17 protein-coding genes are annotated in these 17,366 nt (G+C 42.2%); 5 read left to right on the forward strand and 12 right to left on the reverse strand.

All coding sequences use genetic code 11. The annotated features are described in order from the left end of the window. Positions 1-31 precede the first annotated feature (31 nt). From ACFVAD_RS08960 to msrA, 10 genes are all read right to left on the reverse strand, one after another. A complete protein-coding gene (locus tag ACFVAD_RS08960; RefSeq protein WP_386638404.1) occupies positions 32-1,243 on the reverse strand; it encodes a Ger(x)C family spore germination protein in 1,212 nt (403 codons plus the stop codon). Next, positions 1,240-2,832 carry a spore germination protein gene (locus ACFVAD_RS08965; RefSeq protein ID WP_386638407.1) on the reverse strand — a complete coding sequence of 531 codons (1,593 nt, stop codon included), beginning with the start codon at positions 2,830-2,832 and terminating at the stop codon, positions 1,240-1,242. The genes ACFVAD_RS08960 and ACFVAD_RS08965 overlap by 4 nt, the downstream gene beginning before the upstream one ends. Then, positions 2,820-3,941 carry a GerAB/ArcD/ProY family transporter gene (locus ACFVAD_RS08970; protein ID WP_386638410.1) on the reverse strand — a complete coding sequence of 374 codons (1,122 nt, stop codon included), beginning with the start codon at positions 3,939-3,941 and terminating at the stop codon, positions 2,820-2,822. The genes ACFVAD_RS08965 and ACFVAD_RS08970 overlap by 13 nt, the downstream gene beginning before the upstream one ends. Positions 3,942-4,318: 377 nt before the next feature. After that, positions 4,319-5,587, reverse strand: a complete 1,269-nt coding sequence (locus ACFVAD_RS08975) for a peptidase (RefSeq protein ID WP_386638413.1) — start codon at positions 5,585-5,587, stop codon at positions 4,319-4,321. Positions 5,588-5,635: 48 nt separating this feature from the next. Beyond that, positions 5,636-6,295 carry a 3-oxoacid CoA-transferase subunit B gene (locus ACFVAD_RS08980; RefSeq protein WP_386638416.1) on the reverse strand — a complete coding sequence of 220 codons (660 nt, stop codon included), beginning with the start codon at positions 6,293-6,295 and terminating at the stop codon, positions 5,636-5,638. Beyond that, a complete protein-coding gene (locus ACFVAD_RS08985) occupies positions 6,265-6,981 on the reverse strand; it encodes a CoA transferase subunit A (protein WP_386638419.1) in 717 nt (238 codons plus the stop codon). Before ACFVAD_RS08985 ends, ACFVAD_RS08980 begins: the two co-directional genes overlap by 31 nt. Before the next feature lie 14 nt (positions 6,982-6,995). Continuing rightward, positions 6,996-8,330, reverse strand: a complete 1,335-nt coding sequence (locus ACFVAD_RS08990; RefSeq protein WP_386638423.1) for an aspartate aminotransferase family protein — start codon at positions 8,328-8,330, stop codon at positions 6,996-6,998. Positions 8,331-8,642: 312 nt separating this feature from the next. Beyond that, the gene (locus tag ACFVAD_RS08995; protein ID WP_386638426.1) at positions 8,643-8,789 is read right to left on the reverse strand and encodes a YjcZ family sporulation protein; all 147 of its coding nucleotides are present in this window, start codon (positions 8,787-8,789) and stop codon (positions 8,643-8,645) included. A gap of 120 nt (positions 8,790-8,909) precedes the next feature. Further along, positions 8,910-10,394, reverse strand: a complete 1,485-nt coding sequence (locus ACFVAD_RS09000) for a methyl-accepting chemotaxis protein (protein WP_386638429.1) — start codon at positions 10,392-10,394, stop codon at positions 8,910-8,912. Between the two features lie 192 nt (positions 10,395-10,586). Beyond that, entirely contained in the window at positions 10,587-11,552 is a 966-nt protein-coding gene (msrA, locus tag ACFVAD_RS09005; RefSeq protein WP_386638432.1) for a peptide-methionine (S)-S-oxide reductase MsrA, read from the reverse strand. 151 nt (positions 11,553-11,703) lie between these two features. Between msrA and ACFVAD_RS09010 the strand changes: the two genes are divergently transcribed. Beyond that, on the forward strand, positions 11,704-12,633 hold the full coding sequence (locus ACFVAD_RS09010) for a CobW family GTP-binding protein (RefSeq protein WP_386638435.1): 930 nt from the start codon (positions 11,704-11,706) through the stop codon (positions 12,631-12,633). 16 nt (positions 12,634-12,649) lie between these two features. Here the strand turns inward: ACFVAD_RS09010 and ACFVAD_RS09015 are convergent, their stop codons facing one another. Beyond that, positions 12,650-12,820, reverse strand: coding sequence for a stress protein (locus tag ACFVAD_RS09015; RefSeq protein WP_386638438.1), 171 nt, complete (start codon positions 12,818-12,820; stop codon positions 12,650-12,652). A 189-nt stretch (positions 12,821-13,009) separates the two neighbouring features. On the opposite strand from ACFVAD_RS09015, the gene ACFVAD_RS09020 reads away from it, so the two are divergent. The 4 genes from ACFVAD_RS09020 to ACFVAD_RS09035 all read left to right on the forward strand — a co-directional run bounded on the left by ACFVAD_RS09020 (position 13,010) and on the right by ACFVAD_RS09035 (position 16,376). Beyond that, positions 13,010-13,336, forward strand: coding sequence for a MerR family transcriptional regulator (locus ACFVAD_RS09020; RefSeq protein WP_386638441.1), 327 nt, complete (start codon positions 13,010-13,012; stop codon positions 13,334-13,336). Positions 13,337-13,528: 192 nt separating this feature from the next. Continuing rightward, the gene (locus tag ACFVAD_RS09025; protein WP_386638444.1) at positions 13,529-15,286 is read left to right on the forward strand and encodes a LytS/YhcK type 5TM receptor domain-containing protein; all 1,758 of its coding nucleotides are present in this window, start codon (positions 13,529-13,531) and stop codon (positions 15,284-15,286) included. Further along, a complete protein-coding gene (locus ACFVAD_RS09030) occupies positions 15,279-16,010 on the forward strand; it encodes a LytR/AlgR family response regulator transcription factor (RefSeq protein WP_386638447.1) in 732 nt (243 codons plus the stop codon). The genes ACFVAD_RS09025 and ACFVAD_RS09030 overlap by 8 nt, the downstream gene beginning before the upstream one ends. 117 nt (positions 16,011-16,127) lie before the next feature. After that, positions 16,128-16,376 carry a DNA alkylation repair protein gene (locus ACFVAD_RS09035; protein WP_386638450.1) on the forward strand — a complete coding sequence of 83 codons (249 nt, stop codon included), beginning with the start codon at positions 16,128-16,130 and terminating at the stop codon, positions 16,374-16,376. 27 nt (positions 16,377-16,403) lie between these two features. Here ACFVAD_RS09035 and ACFVAD_RS09040 read toward each other — a convergent pair whose 3' ends face one another. Next, positions 16,404-17,225 (reverse strand): alpha/beta fold hydrolase, encoded by an 822-nt coding sequence (locus ACFVAD_RS09040; protein WP_386638452.1) that lies wholly within the window; start codon positions 17,223-17,225, stop codon positions 16,404-16,406. Between the last annotated feature and the right edge of the window lie 141 nt (positions 17,226-17,366).

A 17,366-nucleotide genomic window follows, 5' to 3' on the forward strand; every position in this document is an offset into this window, starting at 1 on the left:
GAAAATCCCCTTTTTTTATACACTTTTATTTTTATGGATCTGTTGTCTCTTCATCCGTAAGAAAGCTTTTGTTGCGGATTCCTGAGCGTCTGATAAAGAATCTGGATTCGACTTCCACCTCCGCACCTGAAAAAACAGTATCCCAATCTCCCTCAAGCTTTGAATACTGTTTTGGGTTGGAACGGTAATAACTTTCGCCAAATCCAAAAATGTCTGCTTGAAATTCCTTCTGCATCTTTACGATTGTAGCTGTAATTTTCTCTTCGATATATGAGTTTAAAGCCTGTTCATGCATTTTATAAGTGGAGATCTTCTCCAGATTTTCATGGCACTGGGTTCCCTGAATTCTGGCTTCACCGCTCACTTTGACGAATAACTTAAGCTTTCCGTTCAGTTTGGTTACTTTCCTGTTTGAATGAGAGTTTAATATTCGGAAGTCCAAATATTTATCTTCCCCTTCAGAGCTTCCAAGGTTGCACGGCACCGTCAAACTAGTATGCTTCAGTCCTTGAGTCCATAGATAGTTCCTCGCTTCTTCTTTGGAAAGATACCCTACAAGTTTATCATTTTTAAAAATGGAGAGACCATCAATTACAACAATAGAATCAAGTTCTGTCATTTTGTTCTGATCAATTGACTTTCCAGCTTCTGATTTTCCTTGGATGGTTACTGCACTGGTTACCGGCTGCCTGCCTTTGGAGGTCAACGAAAAGAAAAAGTCTGTCAACCGTACATAAGGATCTCCACCCCAATCCTCCAGATACATTTGAATCTGCTTATGAATCTTTATCGATGGGACCAGCTCGAGTGGATAAATGGTCTTTACAATATCCGATGCTCTGGCTTCCTTTGCGATAAGAATATTAAAATCATTCCGAAACTCTCCGGTCCGCTCCAGGAAATCCACAATATCACCAACACCTTGTCTGGCTACTTCCTCGTCGATGACAATAACTCTGGTGTGTGAGTAGATAAGCTTTCTTGAAAGCCCTACATTCATTCTCTCTGTCAGCTCAGCCAACGAGTTACCCTCTTCTTCAAAAGTGATGACTGGTGTTGCACTACCATGCTGTTCGTTCGATAGCTGTGGAGCATTAATCGTTTCCACCGTCAATTTGAACTTGGAGCTTTCCCCTTTTTCAATCGCTATTCCAGTGACGATGGAAATTTCATTCAATTCCACTTTGTCCCAGCATCCAGTCTGAAGGGTTAATAAGGAGAATAAAATCAGTAATTTTCTCATGTTACATTCCCCTTACTATGGGACTTGGACCCACGTGATGCTTGATCCCCGACCTTTTTCCCGTGCTTCGGTTTTAGGTAGGAAGGTCTTGTGATGTTATCCCATACAGGCATCCGCAAGAAAACATCCTTTTGATCTTCCATTAACAGCGGAGCTATCGGAGCCAAATATGGTACGCCAAAGGACCTTAGGCTTGTCAGGTGCACCACCATGATGACAACCATAAGCAGCACCCCATACAATCCTATCATCGCTGCCACGATGATAAAGACGAAACGCAGGATGCGCGTGGCCACGGAGAAGTTGTAGATGGGCGATACAAAGCTTGCTATTGCAGTTAAAGCGACGATTATAATCAGAACACTTGATACCAGGCCAGCCTCCACTGCAGCTTGACCAATGACAAGAGCTCCAACAATGGAAACCGTTTGACCGACAGCACGGGGCATACGTACCCCAGCTTCTCTCAATACCTCAAAGGTAAGTTCCATCAGTAATATCTCAATTACCGCAGGAAATGGCACTCCTTCCCGTTGAGCTTGTACACTAATTAGAAGGGAGGTGGGTATCAGCTCATGATGGTACGTGGATATGGCCACATACAAAGAAGGCAATAGAAGGGAAAGCATAAACGCCACATACCTGATGATCCTAATGAAGGAGGCCATAAAAAAAGGCTGATAATAGTCTTCCGTTGAAATGAAAAAATCAGTGAACACTGTAGGAACACTCAAAGCAAATGGGCTTCCATCCACAATAATGATAATTTTCCCTTCAATCAGATTGGCAGCAGCATTATCTGGCCGTTCTGTATTGAAGGTCAAAGGAAATGGTGTTAAAGTTTTATCGGTCAAAAATTCTTCGATATTACCACTATCAAATAATCCCACTACATTAATTTTTTCTATTCTGCTTTTGACCTCTTTGACAAGATCTTCATTTGTAATGCTTTTCATATAGGCAATTACTACTGCAGTTCGTGTATCCTGCCCAACCCGGTACTGCTCAAAGCAGAGGTTCGGATTACGAATTCTTCTTCTTATAAGGCTGAGATTGGTTTTGATTGATTCTGTGAAGCTGTCTTTAGGTCCCCGGATGATGGTTTGCGTGCTTGGTTCACTTACCGTTCTCTTTTCAATATCCCCAAGATTGATGCAGATCGCCTTCTCAATCCCATCAATGACAAGAACCGCATAGCCATTAAGCAGCTTCCAGAAAACTTGATGATAGTTTTCTGCAAAAGTGTAGGGAACCGAAGAGAAATACTCTTTTCTGAATTCCTCGAGATCTTTTGTTCCTTCAATGGCGTCTTTTCCTTCCGTACTGGTAAGTGGATCATATATCTCTTCTGTGAGTCTTTCCTTATTTATTAGTGTATCGAAATAATATACTTTGCCGTCCCTGTTCCCGACCAAAACCGCAGAATAATGGAAGTCGATCGAATGTGAAAATTCCTCTTTGATGATGCTATCTATCTCTTTCAATGAAGGATTGAGGGGCTTTTCATTCCCTCCTTCGTTATACAGTTCCTTATCTGTGTCTGTCATTTTCACATCTTTGTTGGAGAACATTTTATTCAACCATTCCATTCCACCCCGCTCCTCTCCTTCTTTCCTCTCGTTTTAAAGATCATGATCACCAAAATAAAAAGAGGTAAGATGAATTGAAAAGGGAGATGAATATACAGTGGGACTATATTCAACCCCTCTTCAATATGTTCCGCGAAATTCCCTGTAATCAATATGGACACAAGGGCAATCAATGCACCTATCGGTATAAGGTACTCTCTGTAAGGTCTTTTGGATATCTGCTCCAGCCCTTTTAATGCACCAAAGAAGAAAATACATATTTTCACTATAATGCCATACATGACCACAAATACTACTACGATATCCACCCGCTCGATGAAGTCCAACAGGGAAACTTCCCTGGCAGCAGAGAGCAAGGGGAAGTTGGCCCTGCCTTTCATCTCATATCCGAGCGTCATCACTTGAATGACGGCTGAATAGACCAGGATGATTGTACTGGTAATAACACTTGCAACTGCAAAGCCTTTTGCCTTTTTAAACTTTGTGACATAAGGGAGAATGATGGCAAAAGCTATCAATTCCCCAAATGGAAACGTCAACAGGTCAGGAAAGATCGACTTGAAAACTGGCTTAATCCCCTCCGCCAAGATTGGGAGCATATAACTGATATGCAACTCACCAGATAGCATGATGAATATTCCAACAAGAAAAGTAAAAGAAAACACATATGGGAAGAAGATTTCTGAAGTCCTTGAGACCACTTCTATTCCCGATTTCAACATATAGATGATGGTAAGCATGATGGTGATAGAAATAATCTCAATCGGCGTATAGATAAAAATAGTGCTGACAATCAGTTCACCGAAATCCCTTAATACCCTGGCAGAGATATAGACAAAATAGATGATGTATAAGAATATGATGGCTCTTCCAATCCAATTCCCGAGTGCGATTTCCACTATTTCAAAAAAGTTTTTTCCTTGCTTTTTTGAAAGGAGGTAATGGAGCATCAGCATGTAGAGGACCCCTATTCCACCAGCAATCAAGATGGCCATCCAGACATTCTGTTTTGCCTCACTCCCGATCCCGACCACCGTTGCACTACCCATTTCAAAGATCAGAATGATAATAAACAATTGTGTTAATGAAATTGTTTCTTTGCTAACCATTTTTCTGTGTACTCCCGGATTTATGTTTTTTTTTGCGTAGATCATGAATGAATGCGTAGAAAATGCCATACAAACCAAATAGGTAGACATACCACTCTCTTATTCCCGTATCAAAGGTAAAAAGCTGAGAAATACAGGACATAAATGCCATGTCATAATAGTGGCAATCGAGGTAGCTGATTAAAAAAAATGTACATACATAAATTACGATAGTCATGAAAGTGACCAAAGCATTCCTCACCGCCTTTTGTAGGATAGTATTTTCATTTTTCAAGGGGATATGTAACCAATGGAAAATTAAAGAAGTTACATCCGCCTTCATTCTCCCAATAAAAGAAACCGTACTGCTGCAAGCAGACACGGTTCTCATTGCAATACTATTTGGCCTTTTCACACCAGTCCATCATCGTCAAGGCGATAATTTCTGCACAATCCAGCATGTTTTCTATGGAGATATATTCATTGGGGTGATGGGCGACCTCTGTGGTGCCCGGCCCGAAGACTACGGTAGGAATCTTTCCGATGCTTGTGAAAAGCCCTCCATCCGTTCCCCAGGGGGAGGCCTCCAAAATCGCCTCTTTTTGTGTCACTTCTTTATAGTTCTTCTTGATAGATTGAACAAAAGGATGCTCCTCTTCGATACCTCCGGGAATCCACCGTGCCCCATACCATTCCAGATCCACCGGATGCTCTGCAAACCAACTGTCGGCTTCCTTTAATCTTGATAACACTTGTTTCATTTCTTCTTGCACCTCATGGATGGTCTCTTCAGGTCCCACTCCTATTCTTCCTTCAAGCGTCACCAGATCAGGTACAGAAGATGGCCAGTTACCGCCTTCGATCTTCCCTATATTAATGGGAAGAGGAATCGGAATTTTGGCATAGAGTGGATCTTTTACACGTTTGTTTCTGTCTTCCTCTAATATTCTTAATCTAGCTATCACAGAAATCAATTTTTCAATGGCACTTACACCTTCATACCTTGTACCCCCGTGTGCCGATTTCCCCTTGACTTTCAGACGGAACCACATGGACCCTTGCTGCTTGGGGAATATTTTCATATTGGTGGGCTCTGGTATCAAGACAGCATCCGCTTTATACCCACGTAGTATAGCAGCGAGGGTCCCCGCTCCACCGCTCTCTTCCTCAATTACACTCTGGAAAATGACATCACCCTTGAGGTGTACCCCGGTAGCCTGCAAGGCCTCCAAGGCAAACAGCATTGCCACGTTTCCGCCCTTCATATCCGTTGTGCCCCGGCCATAGACCTTCCCGTCCTCTATTTTCCCTTCATAAGGGTCACAGTCCCACTGCAATCTTTCTCCTTCAGGTACCACATCAATATGCCCATTTAATATGAGGGATCGACCTCCCCCCACTCCCTTCCAACGTGCAACAACATTAGGGGAATCGAAAAAATTTTCTCTAGTCGATACAAAATTCTCATTTCCCTTCAGTACTTTGCTGTCGGGTTCCCATATATCAATCTCAAGGCCGAGCTCTCTGCAAACTTCGATGACAATTGCCTGTGCAGAGCTTTCCTTCCCCGAGACACTCTTTTCCTGTACCAGCCGTTGTAGCAATGTAACTGCTTTCCCCCTATTTTTTCTGACCCATTGACGAATCTCACTCGCTTTCTTTTCCACTCTCTCATCCCCTTCCAACACCACCAGCATTAATCTGGAAATCCAACATCAATCATATTTAAAGCCAGAAGACAAAGTGAATGTTGCGGCAGTTTTCCTCTTCACCATTTCAAGCGTTGCGCCGGGCATCAATTCCTGTAAAATAAGTCCAGTTGGTGACACTTCCAACACTGCAAGCTCCGTTATAATCATATGGACACATGCAGGCGTGGTAATGGGAAGTGTGCAGGTTGGCAGTATTTTAGGTGTTCCGTTTCGATCGCAATGATTCATCAGGACAATCACTTTTTTCGCTTTTTGCGACAATTCCATGGCACCGCCCATACCCGGTACTCGCTTACCAGGTACAATCCAGTTTGCCAGATCGCCAGATTCACTGACTTGAAGGGAACCAAGAATAGTAACATCCAATTTCCCTCTTCTGATCATCCCGAAAGCAATTGTACTATCCGAGTAGGAGGCGCCACTTTGGATGGTTATAGGGTATCCTGCAGCGTTGCATAAATTTTCATCTTCCATACCCGCTTCAGGAGTAGGACCCATTCCGAGCACCCCATTTTCGGCATGGAACATGACATGAATATCAGGTGGAAGGTGATTGGGCACAAGAGAGGGGATACCGATTCCCAAATTTACAACCATGCCATTTTTTATTTCCTGAGCAGCCCTTTTAGCAATCAGGTTCCGTATGCTGGATTCCACACCCATGTCCAATTCACTCCTTTACTTTGAATCATGTAATCTACATAAACTCCTGGTGTGATGATTTCTTCTGGATCGAGTGTGCCGACAGGAACGAACTCCTCCACCTCCACTAGGGTAATGTCACCAGCCATTGCCACAAGGGGATTTGTATTCCTGGCACTTTTATCAAAAATCAAATTGCCGTATGGGTCCGCCTTTTTTGCATATACAATAGAAATATCCGCTGTCAGTGAAGACTCGATGATATAGTTTTGCTCCGCAACCTTGGCAAACTGTTTGTGTTTGGTGACAACATCACTGTTGATTCCCACATCCACCAGAATGCCTCCAAGCCCCACTCCCCCAGCCCGGATTCTTTCGACCAGAGTACCTTGAGGATTGAATTCAACCTCAAGCCTACCATCTGTCATTTGCTGACCTGCAATCGGATTGGAGCCAATATGGGAGGCAATCAGTTTGTTCACCATCCCTTTGCATACAACCTTTCCTATGCCAATCGTCGGGAAGCCTGCATCATTTCCTATTAGATTAAGGTCTCTCGCACCTGATTCAATCAGCAGATCCACTAAAGTCGGTGGAGTACCAACTCCCCCAAATCCGCCAAACATGATGGTGCTGCCACTTTTAAATAATTGGAGGATTTCCGCATAGTCCTTCAATTTCCCAAATGTATTTTCTATCTTTTCCACCCTGCCGCCACTCCTTATATTTCTTCGTTTATTTGTTTCAGTGTCATTTCTAGGATGGAAATCAGTTCTTCTATTTCATTTTTTGTCACCGAAAGTGGAGGTGCTATGATGACCGCATCTCCTCCGAGCCCTTCTGTACCCGCTGAAGCAGGATAAATGAGAAGCCCGTTTTTTAGTGCCTTATCGATCAACTTGAACGTTACGGCCTTTTCCTGGGAAAAAGGATACTTGGAGGTGTGGTCGGCCACAATTTCCAGACCCAACAATAATCCTTTTCCTCTTACATCGCCAATGATCGGATACTTTTTCTGCAGATCTTCCAGCTGTTGCTTCAAATATATGCCCATTATTCTTGCATTTTCTACAAGCTCTTCCTTTTCTATATATTCCAAAACCGCCAGAGCTACTGCAGCGGATTGCGGGTTGGCGCTGTAGGTATGTCCGCTCATGATTATTTTGGATCCCTTCAGGATTGTCTCGATAATGGAATGGCTGACAAGTGTCGCCGCAATAGGAGAATAACCTGCACTCATCCCTTTCCCGATACAGATGATATCAGGAGTGACGCCCCAGTGTTCGACTGCAAACATTGTTCCGGTCCTTCCTATTCCTGTCATTACCTCATCCGCGATAAAAAGGATATCGTATTTTTTACAAAGCTCTTCAATTTTTTGATAATAGCCATCAGGCGGGGTCACTGCCCCTGCAGCTGCACCGACTATCGGTTCTGCTACAAATGCGGCAATGTTCTCCGCCCCGATTTCCAAGATTGCTCTTTCCAGATCCTTTGCACAGCTCAATCCACAATCTGGGTATTGGAGGTTGAATGGACAACGATAGCAATATGGAGGTTCCACAATAGGTGATTTTTCCAACAGTGTTTCAAATCGGCTTCTTCTGTCTGCATGTCCCGATAAGGAAAGTGCCCCAATGGTAATCCCGTGGTAGCTTTTCCATCTTGAGATAATTTGGTTTTTCTCTGGCTTTCCTTGCTCCTGCCAGTATTGGATTGCCACCTTCATCGCCGTTTCGATTGATTCTGTCCCGCTATTTACAAAAAATGACCAATTGACGTCTCCTGGAGTGAGCTTCATTAATTTTCGCGCCAGTTTTTCTGCTGGCGCGCTGCTGAACTGGGAGCGGTAGACAAAGGATACCTTGCCAGCCTGCTCTGTCATGGCATCAATAACTGCTTGTACATGGTGACCGATACTTGCCGTCACAGCACCTGAAGATCCGTCCAAATACTTCTTTCCGTTCACATCAAACAGATAGACACCCATTCCATGACTGATTATCGGATATTTTTTATCCAATAAAGGTTTGATCAAATAGGATTGATAATCCATAAACGATTACTCCTTTCCCTCGTCTGCTGTAACCGTTTACCAAAAGGCTTGCGTAATTAGGTTTAACCTCCATATAACCCCAAAATATATGTCAGGTATAAAAAACCTTATTCTATCCTATGTTCAGTGGAACGAATTCTTTCATAGAAAAAAGAGGCTGTAAAAAGGTACATTTAAAATGACCTGTTTACAGCCTCCTATTCATTAGATACCCACCGGCTCTAACGCTTTAGGATTGAAAAAGTATAAAAAAACATCCCTTGATAGCTTTCATGAAGGGATGTTTTCCTACGTTCTCTGTTTTTTCAATTCTTAATGTTTACAGATGCAAGCGCCAACAATGATTAATAGAATGAATAAAACAACAATCAAAACAAATGTATTTCCGCAGCCATGTGCTGGTGCTACGTTAGTTGGGTAACCACAAGGTCCACATGTGTAGTAACAGTAGTCGTTCATAATCATCACTCCTGTTTGATATTTACACTTCTACACTATGAAATAGGTGGCTGTCCTGCATGTGCATATGCCCATTTTCAGGAAAAATAACTAATCATACATGAATTTTGAAACTGTCGATCATTTCTTCTTTTCCATTTCATCGATAATTGCGAGCATGTTTTTCAGTATGGATTCAATATGCGCATTTTCATCTGTCAATTGTTCGATATTCGCACTTATCTCCTCGATACCTGCCGTTGCCTCCTCCATCAAGGCAGCAACTTCGTTCGTATAGTTGTCAGTATTATTGGTCTTATCCTTTACTTGAAGGGCAAAATCATGAAACTCCTTGACTTTATCCAATAAATTCTCCAAAGTATCCCCAATATGTACGAACATGGTGTTCACCCGATCGGTTGATTGGAGGTTCACCTTCATTTTTGCACTGTTGTTCTGCAATTGCTGAAGGACTTCTTCTTTTGTGCTGTGGAGAGAGGAAAGGTTCTCGGTGATCTCCTTTGTGGTATCTCCGGTCAAGCTCGCAAGCTTTCTGATTTCTTCGGCTACAACAGCAAACCCTCTTCCCGCTTCTCCTGCCCTTGCGGCTTCGATGGATGCATTCAGTGCAAGCAGATTTGTTTGTTCGGTGATTTTCTTGATATGCTGAGTCAGCTGATTCGTCTCATCGATTTTTTCAGTCAAGACTTGGAAGATTGAATCCACCTGCTTGACATCTTCGGAAAAACTACTCATATTTCCTTGCAAGTCAAGCGCCATATCTTTCCCTTGAATAGCTGTTTTCTGCGAAGAGCCAGTATCCTCGCGTAGACTGTTTGATTGTTCAACTATATGATCCATCAAAGACGTCACATTGTTTGTCAGCTCCGCTATACCTGCAATCTGATCCGTCTGTCTTTGGCTACCTACGGAGAGTTCATGAATCGTCAAGGAAATTTCCTTTTGTGATTGGATATTTACACTAAGCCTTTCATGAATTCGATCGACATTTTCCATCAATTTCATGGCATCATTTCGGAATGCTTCCTGCTTTTGTTCCTTGATACTGCTTTCTGTTCTCATCGTATCTACAATATTTTCAAACTGTGAGAAAAGCTTTCTTCCAATGGTGATCTGAACGTAGGTAACGACAAATAACAAAAAGAATAGCAAAATGATATTGCCGATCTGCCCCTCCGTCAATAGATGACCATTCAAGAACGACCATAAAGAATAACCGAACAATATCATGCTGCAAATCCCGCCAATGATAAAGACAATCCGATCAAAGTACACGGTTGCAATGATCAGTACAAAAAATGGCAGTACAAAACCTGATAAGGAGGCTCCACGATTTATAAGGATAAGAAAAAACACGAGAAAGGTAACGATAACTGCAAAATATGGCACTATTTTATGAAAGCTGCTTTTCCTTTTTGTTATGAAGAAAAGGGTTACTCCCAATATAAGCGCAGCTAAAATTGAAAATGTGATCACCGATGAAGCCGGGTAGATGACATTTACGATAAAACCTGCCGTGTACGAAAACATCACAATAAAAAACATCAGCTTGTTTTTGTTAACTAGATCCTGAAACTTCAACTCTTTAATACTTAAAACAGACATTTCATTTCCCCCACTCAATCAGCCAATATATTTTTCTGTAAGCTAACTAGAATAATTCTGCACGCACGCTTAAAAATCCTGCAAGATAAGGGGAAAATTGTTGAATTATGACATATTAGCGTTAACTATCCATCTCTGCTCCTGAACAAAAAAAGAATGGAACTCTATAAGTCCCATCCCATGATGATGCTATTACTGATTTCTGAAAAGAGGCAGGTATTTTCCGTAGCCTTGTTCTTCAAGCTCACTTACCGGAACAAAACGCAATGCTGCAGAGTTGATGCAGTAGCGCAGTCCCCCCAAATCTATTGGTCCATCTTCGAATACATGCCCCAAATGGGAATCGGAATTTTTACTTCTTACTTCTGTACGGACCATATTATGTGTCACATCCATCTCCTCATTGATGATATGGGATTCAATCGGCCTTGTGAAGCTTGGCCATCCGCATCCGGCATCATACTTATCCAATGAGCTGAAAAGTGCTTCTCCGGATATGATATCCACATAAATACCTTCCTCCGTGTGATTCCAGAATTCATTTCTGAATGGAGGCTCTGTCCCATTGTTCTGGGTTACCTCATATTGCATGGGAGTTAGCTTGCTTCTGATATCATCGTCAAGCTTCTTCCAGTTTTCCTTGATGAATTTCGCTCTGCCTGAACCGGTGTGATACATTTTGTATCGAAAAGGATTTTTCTTATAGTAGTCCTGATGATATTCTTCGGCAGGATAGAAAGTCGCTGCCGGAAGTATCTCCGTCACTATTGGCGCTGAAAATCTACCGCTGTTCTGCAGATCCTCCTTTGACTTTTCGGCAATTGCCTTTTGTTCTTCCGTATGATAGAAAATGGCCGTCCGGTAAGAGTCCCCTCTATCATTGAATTGGCCTGAAGGATCTGTAGGGTCTATCTGTGTCCAGAATACCTCCAATAATTTTTCATAGGGGTATACGGATGGATTGAAGGTTATTTGAACGGCCTCATAGTGTCCTGTTGTTTCCGAACAAACCTCTTTATAGCTCGGGTTTTCTTTATGACCACCTGTATAGCCGCTGATTATCTCTTCAATTCCGTCCTGCTCGTCAAAAGGCTTGACCATGCACCAGAAGCAGCCTCCAGCAAATGTCGCTTTTTCTAATCTATTCGTATTTTCCATACCTGTCCCACCTCTTTTAATTATACTTAATTCGAATTATAGCAACTTAGTCTTGCAATTCCTAATTAAAAGCACCAGTTCCTATAGGTTAGTGGAATATGGTAAAATGGGAGGATGAATTGATCCCTTCCATTCTATTTAGGAGGTTGCCATGAGCAAACAAATTGAAGTTTACATACTTTCCGGCTTTTTAGGAAGCGGAAAAACAACCTTACTGACACAAATGCTAGAACAGGAGCAAAAAAATGGCAGAAAAGTAGCCGTTGTAATGAATGAACTAGGAAAAGTATCCATCGACTCCGATGCAGTGCCTGCTAATTTGCCGCTGGCCGAACTTTTTGATGGCTGTATCTGTTGCACAATCCAGGAAAAGCTCGAATCTACCATGCAAGGATTGTTGATGGATAAAGAGCTCGATGCGGTCTATATCGAAACGACCGGGGCGGCACATCCGATTGAAGTACTGGATACGGTCCTCTCCCCCATTTTTGCTGACAAATTTTCAGCCGCTAGAATCATTACCCTGCTTGATGTTCTTCGATGGAAAGAACGAGATGCATTATCCATCCAGCTCAAACAGCTTATTCGTGAACAAGTGCGTCATGCCGATATGCTAATTCTGAATAAGACGGACCTGCTCAGTGAGGCGGAGGTATCTACCATTCTATTTGAAATCCAGTCCCTGAGTCCATATGCGAAGACCATCCTGACCAGTTTCGCCAAAATTCCGGAGAACAGCTGGAGGCAGGTAAAGCAGATAGAAAAAGAAAGTCATCATTCTGTACATGTCAATGATATGCTTCACATAAAAACCTTTGTGCACCGCTTTACTTCTTCGATCGACCTGGTTCGATTTGAGGACTGGCTTCGAAGCCTGCCTGATACTGTGTACAGAATCAAAGGCTATCTATCTTTTCATCACGCTGCAAGCATTTACCTTTTTCAATACTCCTATGGCACTCCGCTATATTTGAAGGAGCCAGTCAAAGTACCGCTTAATTTTGTCATGATCGGTGAAAATCTTGATGTAGATTCATTAAAAGCACAATTAATGCAGTTGGAACAGACAGAAGAAAGCTAACCCGAAAATTCTTGGGTTAGCTTTCTTGCTTCCTTCCATTATTTACGATGATTGCATATTCTTTTTTGAGTTCACTAATTGTATAGGAGGCCAGCACTTGTGTGTCGAATGAGTAACCACTATCCTTCAGTTTTTGAATGTAAAAGCTTCGCACATCAAATATTGCTTGCTTTAATAACTTTGCCATTCTACCACCTCTCCTTTCACTTAGTGTATATCATAAAAATCCTGACTTCTTCATTCATGTAAGGATTGATAACACAGAATCTTCATTTACAAGGAAAAGCATGTTAGGAAATCTAACAAAGATAAATGAAAGTATTGATTTTTTATACTATAATAGAGGTAACGAGTGGAGAATAGGATGTGTGAACCCATGAAGCCGGAAGATTCTGCATCAATCAAGGAGAAAAAAGTCATTTCCATTGGTACTGTCAGTGAACTAACAGGATTATCCGAAAGGCAGATCCGATACTATGAAGAGCGGAAACTGATTTTCCCTGCCAGATCTGGATCTGGAATCAGGAAGTATTCCTTTTCCGATGTTGAACGGTTGATGGAAATCGCCAATCAGATGGAGGAAGGTGTCCAGACCCATGAAATTCGAAGGGAATGGAAAAAGAAAGAAAAAGCAAATGAAGATTGGAAGAAACAGATGCTGAAAGGGCAAATTCAGGCTCATTTCAAAAATAACAAGCAATAAATGAGGCTTTCATCATTACTGGTGGAAGTCTCTTTTTTATTTTTTACGCTTTCGCCCGAAAATACAATTTGCACCTGAATTGAAATTCCGGAAATTGAACGGTACTCACTAATTACAAATTTTTTAACCAACAGCATTTAGGTTATGCTACCATTATCACATATCACATCAACTTTCTCGGGACGTGAACATATGTTTGAACTTTTATTGACGATGCTTGAAAGGCTGGGGATAATCGTAACAGTCGCTTTCCTCATGACTCGGCTGCCTTTTTTCAGGCAATTAATCAATCGACAGCAGGTTGACCGGAGACAGCAGATTATCGCCATCCTCTTTTTCGGTTTTTTTGGCATCATTGGCACCTATACCGGACTTACATTCAGCACTGATACAAATCTATTCAATCGGTGGATCACAGAGTTGACCGAGTCAGAAGCCATTGCCAACTCAAGAGTGATCGGCATTGTCATGGCAGGTCTTTTAGGTGGCTACAAAGTTGGAATCGGGGCAGGTTTGATTGCAGGGATACACCGGATGAGCCTTGGGGGGTTTACTGCATTTTCCTGTGGGTTTTCCTCCATAATCGCCGGTATTTTAGCTGCATATATCAGAAGCAAATATGAAAGCAAGCGGATTAGTGTCATCGTAGCCCTTTTGACGGGTGCGCTAGCGGAGTCCATCCAGATGGGGATCATCCTGCTGACATCTGCGCCATTCGATCGGGCACTAGTCTTGGTGGAACGTATCGGCATCCCCATGATCCTTGCAAATGGCATTGGCTCGGCCCTATTCTTTCTTATCATATTGTCTCTTATAAAAGAAGAGGAGAAAGTCGGTGCTGTCCAGGCACAAAAGGCATTGTCCCTTGCAGAGAACACACTGAGCCATTTGCGCAAAGGGCTCACTCTCCAATCAGCTGAAGAGACATGCAAAATCATCTACCGGGAAGTGGATGCAAGTGCTGTTTCCATAACCGACCAAAAACAGATTCTCGCACATATCGGGATTGGTGACGATCATCATCGACCACTTTCCCCAATTCAAACACATGTTACAAAACAAGTACTGCAAGGCGGAGAGCTTTTGGTAGCGGGTAAAGACTCGATCTATTGCACGCATCCCGGTTGTCCCCTTGGAGCGGTAGTGATAGCACCGTTAAAGAAAAGGGACAGAACGGTCGGTACCTTGAAATTTTATTTTCCAGCAGAAAGAGATATCAATAATATCGTGATTCAATTGATTAAGGGCCTGAGTTCCCTTATGAGTCACCAGTTGGAGATATCCGATGCCGAAAAAGCATCCAAATTAGCCAATGAAGCTGAAATTAAGGCGTTGCAGGCGCAAATCAGCCCTCATTTTCTATTTAATTCACTGAATATTATAGTATCCTTGATTCGTACCAATCCAATCAAAGCGAGAAAGCTTCTAGTATCACTTTCTCATTTTTTCCGTCAGAACCTCTCGGCAACGACTGTGAAGTGGACGACCCTTCAGGAAGAGCTCAAGCATGTACAGGCTTATCTATCAGTGGAGGAAGCGAGATTTATTGATAAATTGGATGTTGAATATGAGATTGATGAAGGTGTTCTGCATTATCTGATTCCCCCTCTCTCGCTTCAGCCGATTGTGGAAAACGCAGTGAAGCATGGGATTAGGGATATGGAAAGGAATAGCAAGGTAGTCATCAGGATTAAAGAACATATCCATAGGATTGAAATCCAAATTATAGACAACGGCAAAGGAATCCCTCCTGAGAGAATTGAACTGCTAGGAGAAGAACTCGTGTCATCTGCCAGCGGAACAGGTTTTGGATTATATAATATTAATAAACGCTTGATCATGATGTTTGGGAAGGAGTCTCAGCTCCAATTTAGAAGTGAGCCCAATAAAGGAACAACAGTGCTATTTTTTATCGATAAACGCTTAAAGAAGGATGATTGGAATGAGTAGGAAGATAAAAGCCATCATAGTTGACGATGAACGATATAGTCGAGAGGAATTGAAGCATCTTCTGAGCGAATTCCCTTTTGTTGAAGTGATCGGGGAAGCAGAATCAGGGGAAAGTGCGTTGATAACCTGCATGCAGCAGCAGCCGGATGTTGTGTTCCTTGACATAGAAATGCCGAAAATGAATGGGTTGGAGGTCGCGAAGAATTTAAAAGAATTGAAACATATGCCTTTTATCGTATTCACGACGGCTTATCCCAATTTTGCCGTGGAAGCATTCCGCTATGAGGCAGTGGACTACCTCCTTAAACCCTTTGATGAGGAGCAGCTGGTTGAAACTATGAAGCGACTACAGAAACTGCTGTTCGAACCTGGAGAAGGATTACTAGTTGCACGTTCCTCTAGGCTGGCTCTGGAGCTCGAAAGTGAAATCCATTATATCGATCCACATGCCATTCTCTATATCAGCAGGGATGATAGGGTGAGCCGAATATATACAAAGGATCAGCAGTTTGAGTCCAAGCTTGCACTGAAAGATCTGGAAGAAAGACTGAAATCATATCCGTTTTTCCGCATTCATAAAAGCTATCTCGTAAATCTATCCTATGTTCAAAAGCTGATCCCCTGGTTTAATGGTGCTTATTTGCTCGAGCTACTGAATAGCGAAGAAAAACTATCTGTAAGCAGGAATTATGTAAAAGCACTTAGGAATAGGCTGGAACTCTAACAATTTAATAAAGATATAAGTGAAGCGAATTGCCCACATGGTGATTCGCTTCCTAATTTTTTTGTATAATTTTCTGCAATTAGAAAAAAATAATGAAAAGGAGGTTGAGCCTGATTTATGACATCACCTTATTTATGTCCTAACTGCAAAACGAACAGATCCCGCTTTAACATAATTGAACAAGTGCCAAAATCGGTGAAGCTTGATCCTCATTCCGGTGAAGTGCTGAACGAATTCTCGGCGGAAACGCTGGATGCATTCCACATTCCATACAAAGGGCCTTCTTACAAAGTGCAATGTGCGACTTGCGGTCTGATTGAAGAGGAAAGATCGTTTATTAAAAGGGCTGAATATCAAAAAGGGTAAAAGGCGGATGCCTTCTACCCTTTTTTTTTATTTATGATTGTTTCGTCTGTGTTCATCCACATATCCCATAAATCGGATGATTGCATCCAATAATTCATTAGGCTCTTCAATCATGCTCATATGTCCGGATTTCTCCATCAATGTTTGATGAAGATGAGGGCCTTCCGCTGTAAAAGTCTTTTCAGCAGGGATGATTTTGTCCCCTTTTCCGGCAACCAGAAGTATGGGACAGTCCGATTCCTTTAAAACATGTTCTCTGTTCATTCTGTTTTTCATGGCTTCCAGGGCACCCTGTGCGCCGTTGACCCTCGTATTGAAACCAAGCTTTTTGACAAACTCCACTTCATTGGCCATCTCTTCCATATTTTCATCAGCGAAAAGCTTGCCGGAAAGTTCCTCAATAAACCCTTTCATGCCCTCTTCGTTTATACGTTCAATTGCTTTCTCTCTACCCTTTTTTGCATCTTCACTGTCCTCTGCACCGGTAGAATGAATAAGTCCAAAGGCTTCTACCATGTGTGGAGAGTTCTCAGCCAAAGCCAAGGTGACATAACCACCTAATGAATGACCAAGTATCGTGGCTTTTTCTATTTCCAGCTGCTTCAGAAGATGATCGATATCCTGGGCCATATCATCGATTGAGAATGGTTCCTCTGAAACTGCAGATTTCCCATGGCCCCGCAAGTCGATCGCAATGACCCTGTAATAGGAGGAAAGCTCTTCTATGATATATTTCCAATATGCATGGGTGCCGCAAAAGCCGTGTAATAGAACAACAGGCTTTCCTACACCTTTATCTTCATAATATAAAGAGATATCCTTGTGGATGGTGCTTTCATATTCAGCCATGGTTTTTTGCTCCTTTTTTTGAAATAGAGAAAAGGTTCCTATCATTAATTTACCACATTTTTCTTCCCAGTAAACTATCTACACATTTTGTGTGATAAGAATAAATAAAAGACAAGTGCACAAGTTATCCAGCATATCCTT

Origin of the sequence: Sutcliffiella sp. NPDC057660 (assembly GCF_042800035.1) — a bacterium.
Classification (GTDB): domain Bacteria; phylum Bacillota; class Bacilli; order Bacillales; family Bacillaceae_I; genus Sutcliffiella_A.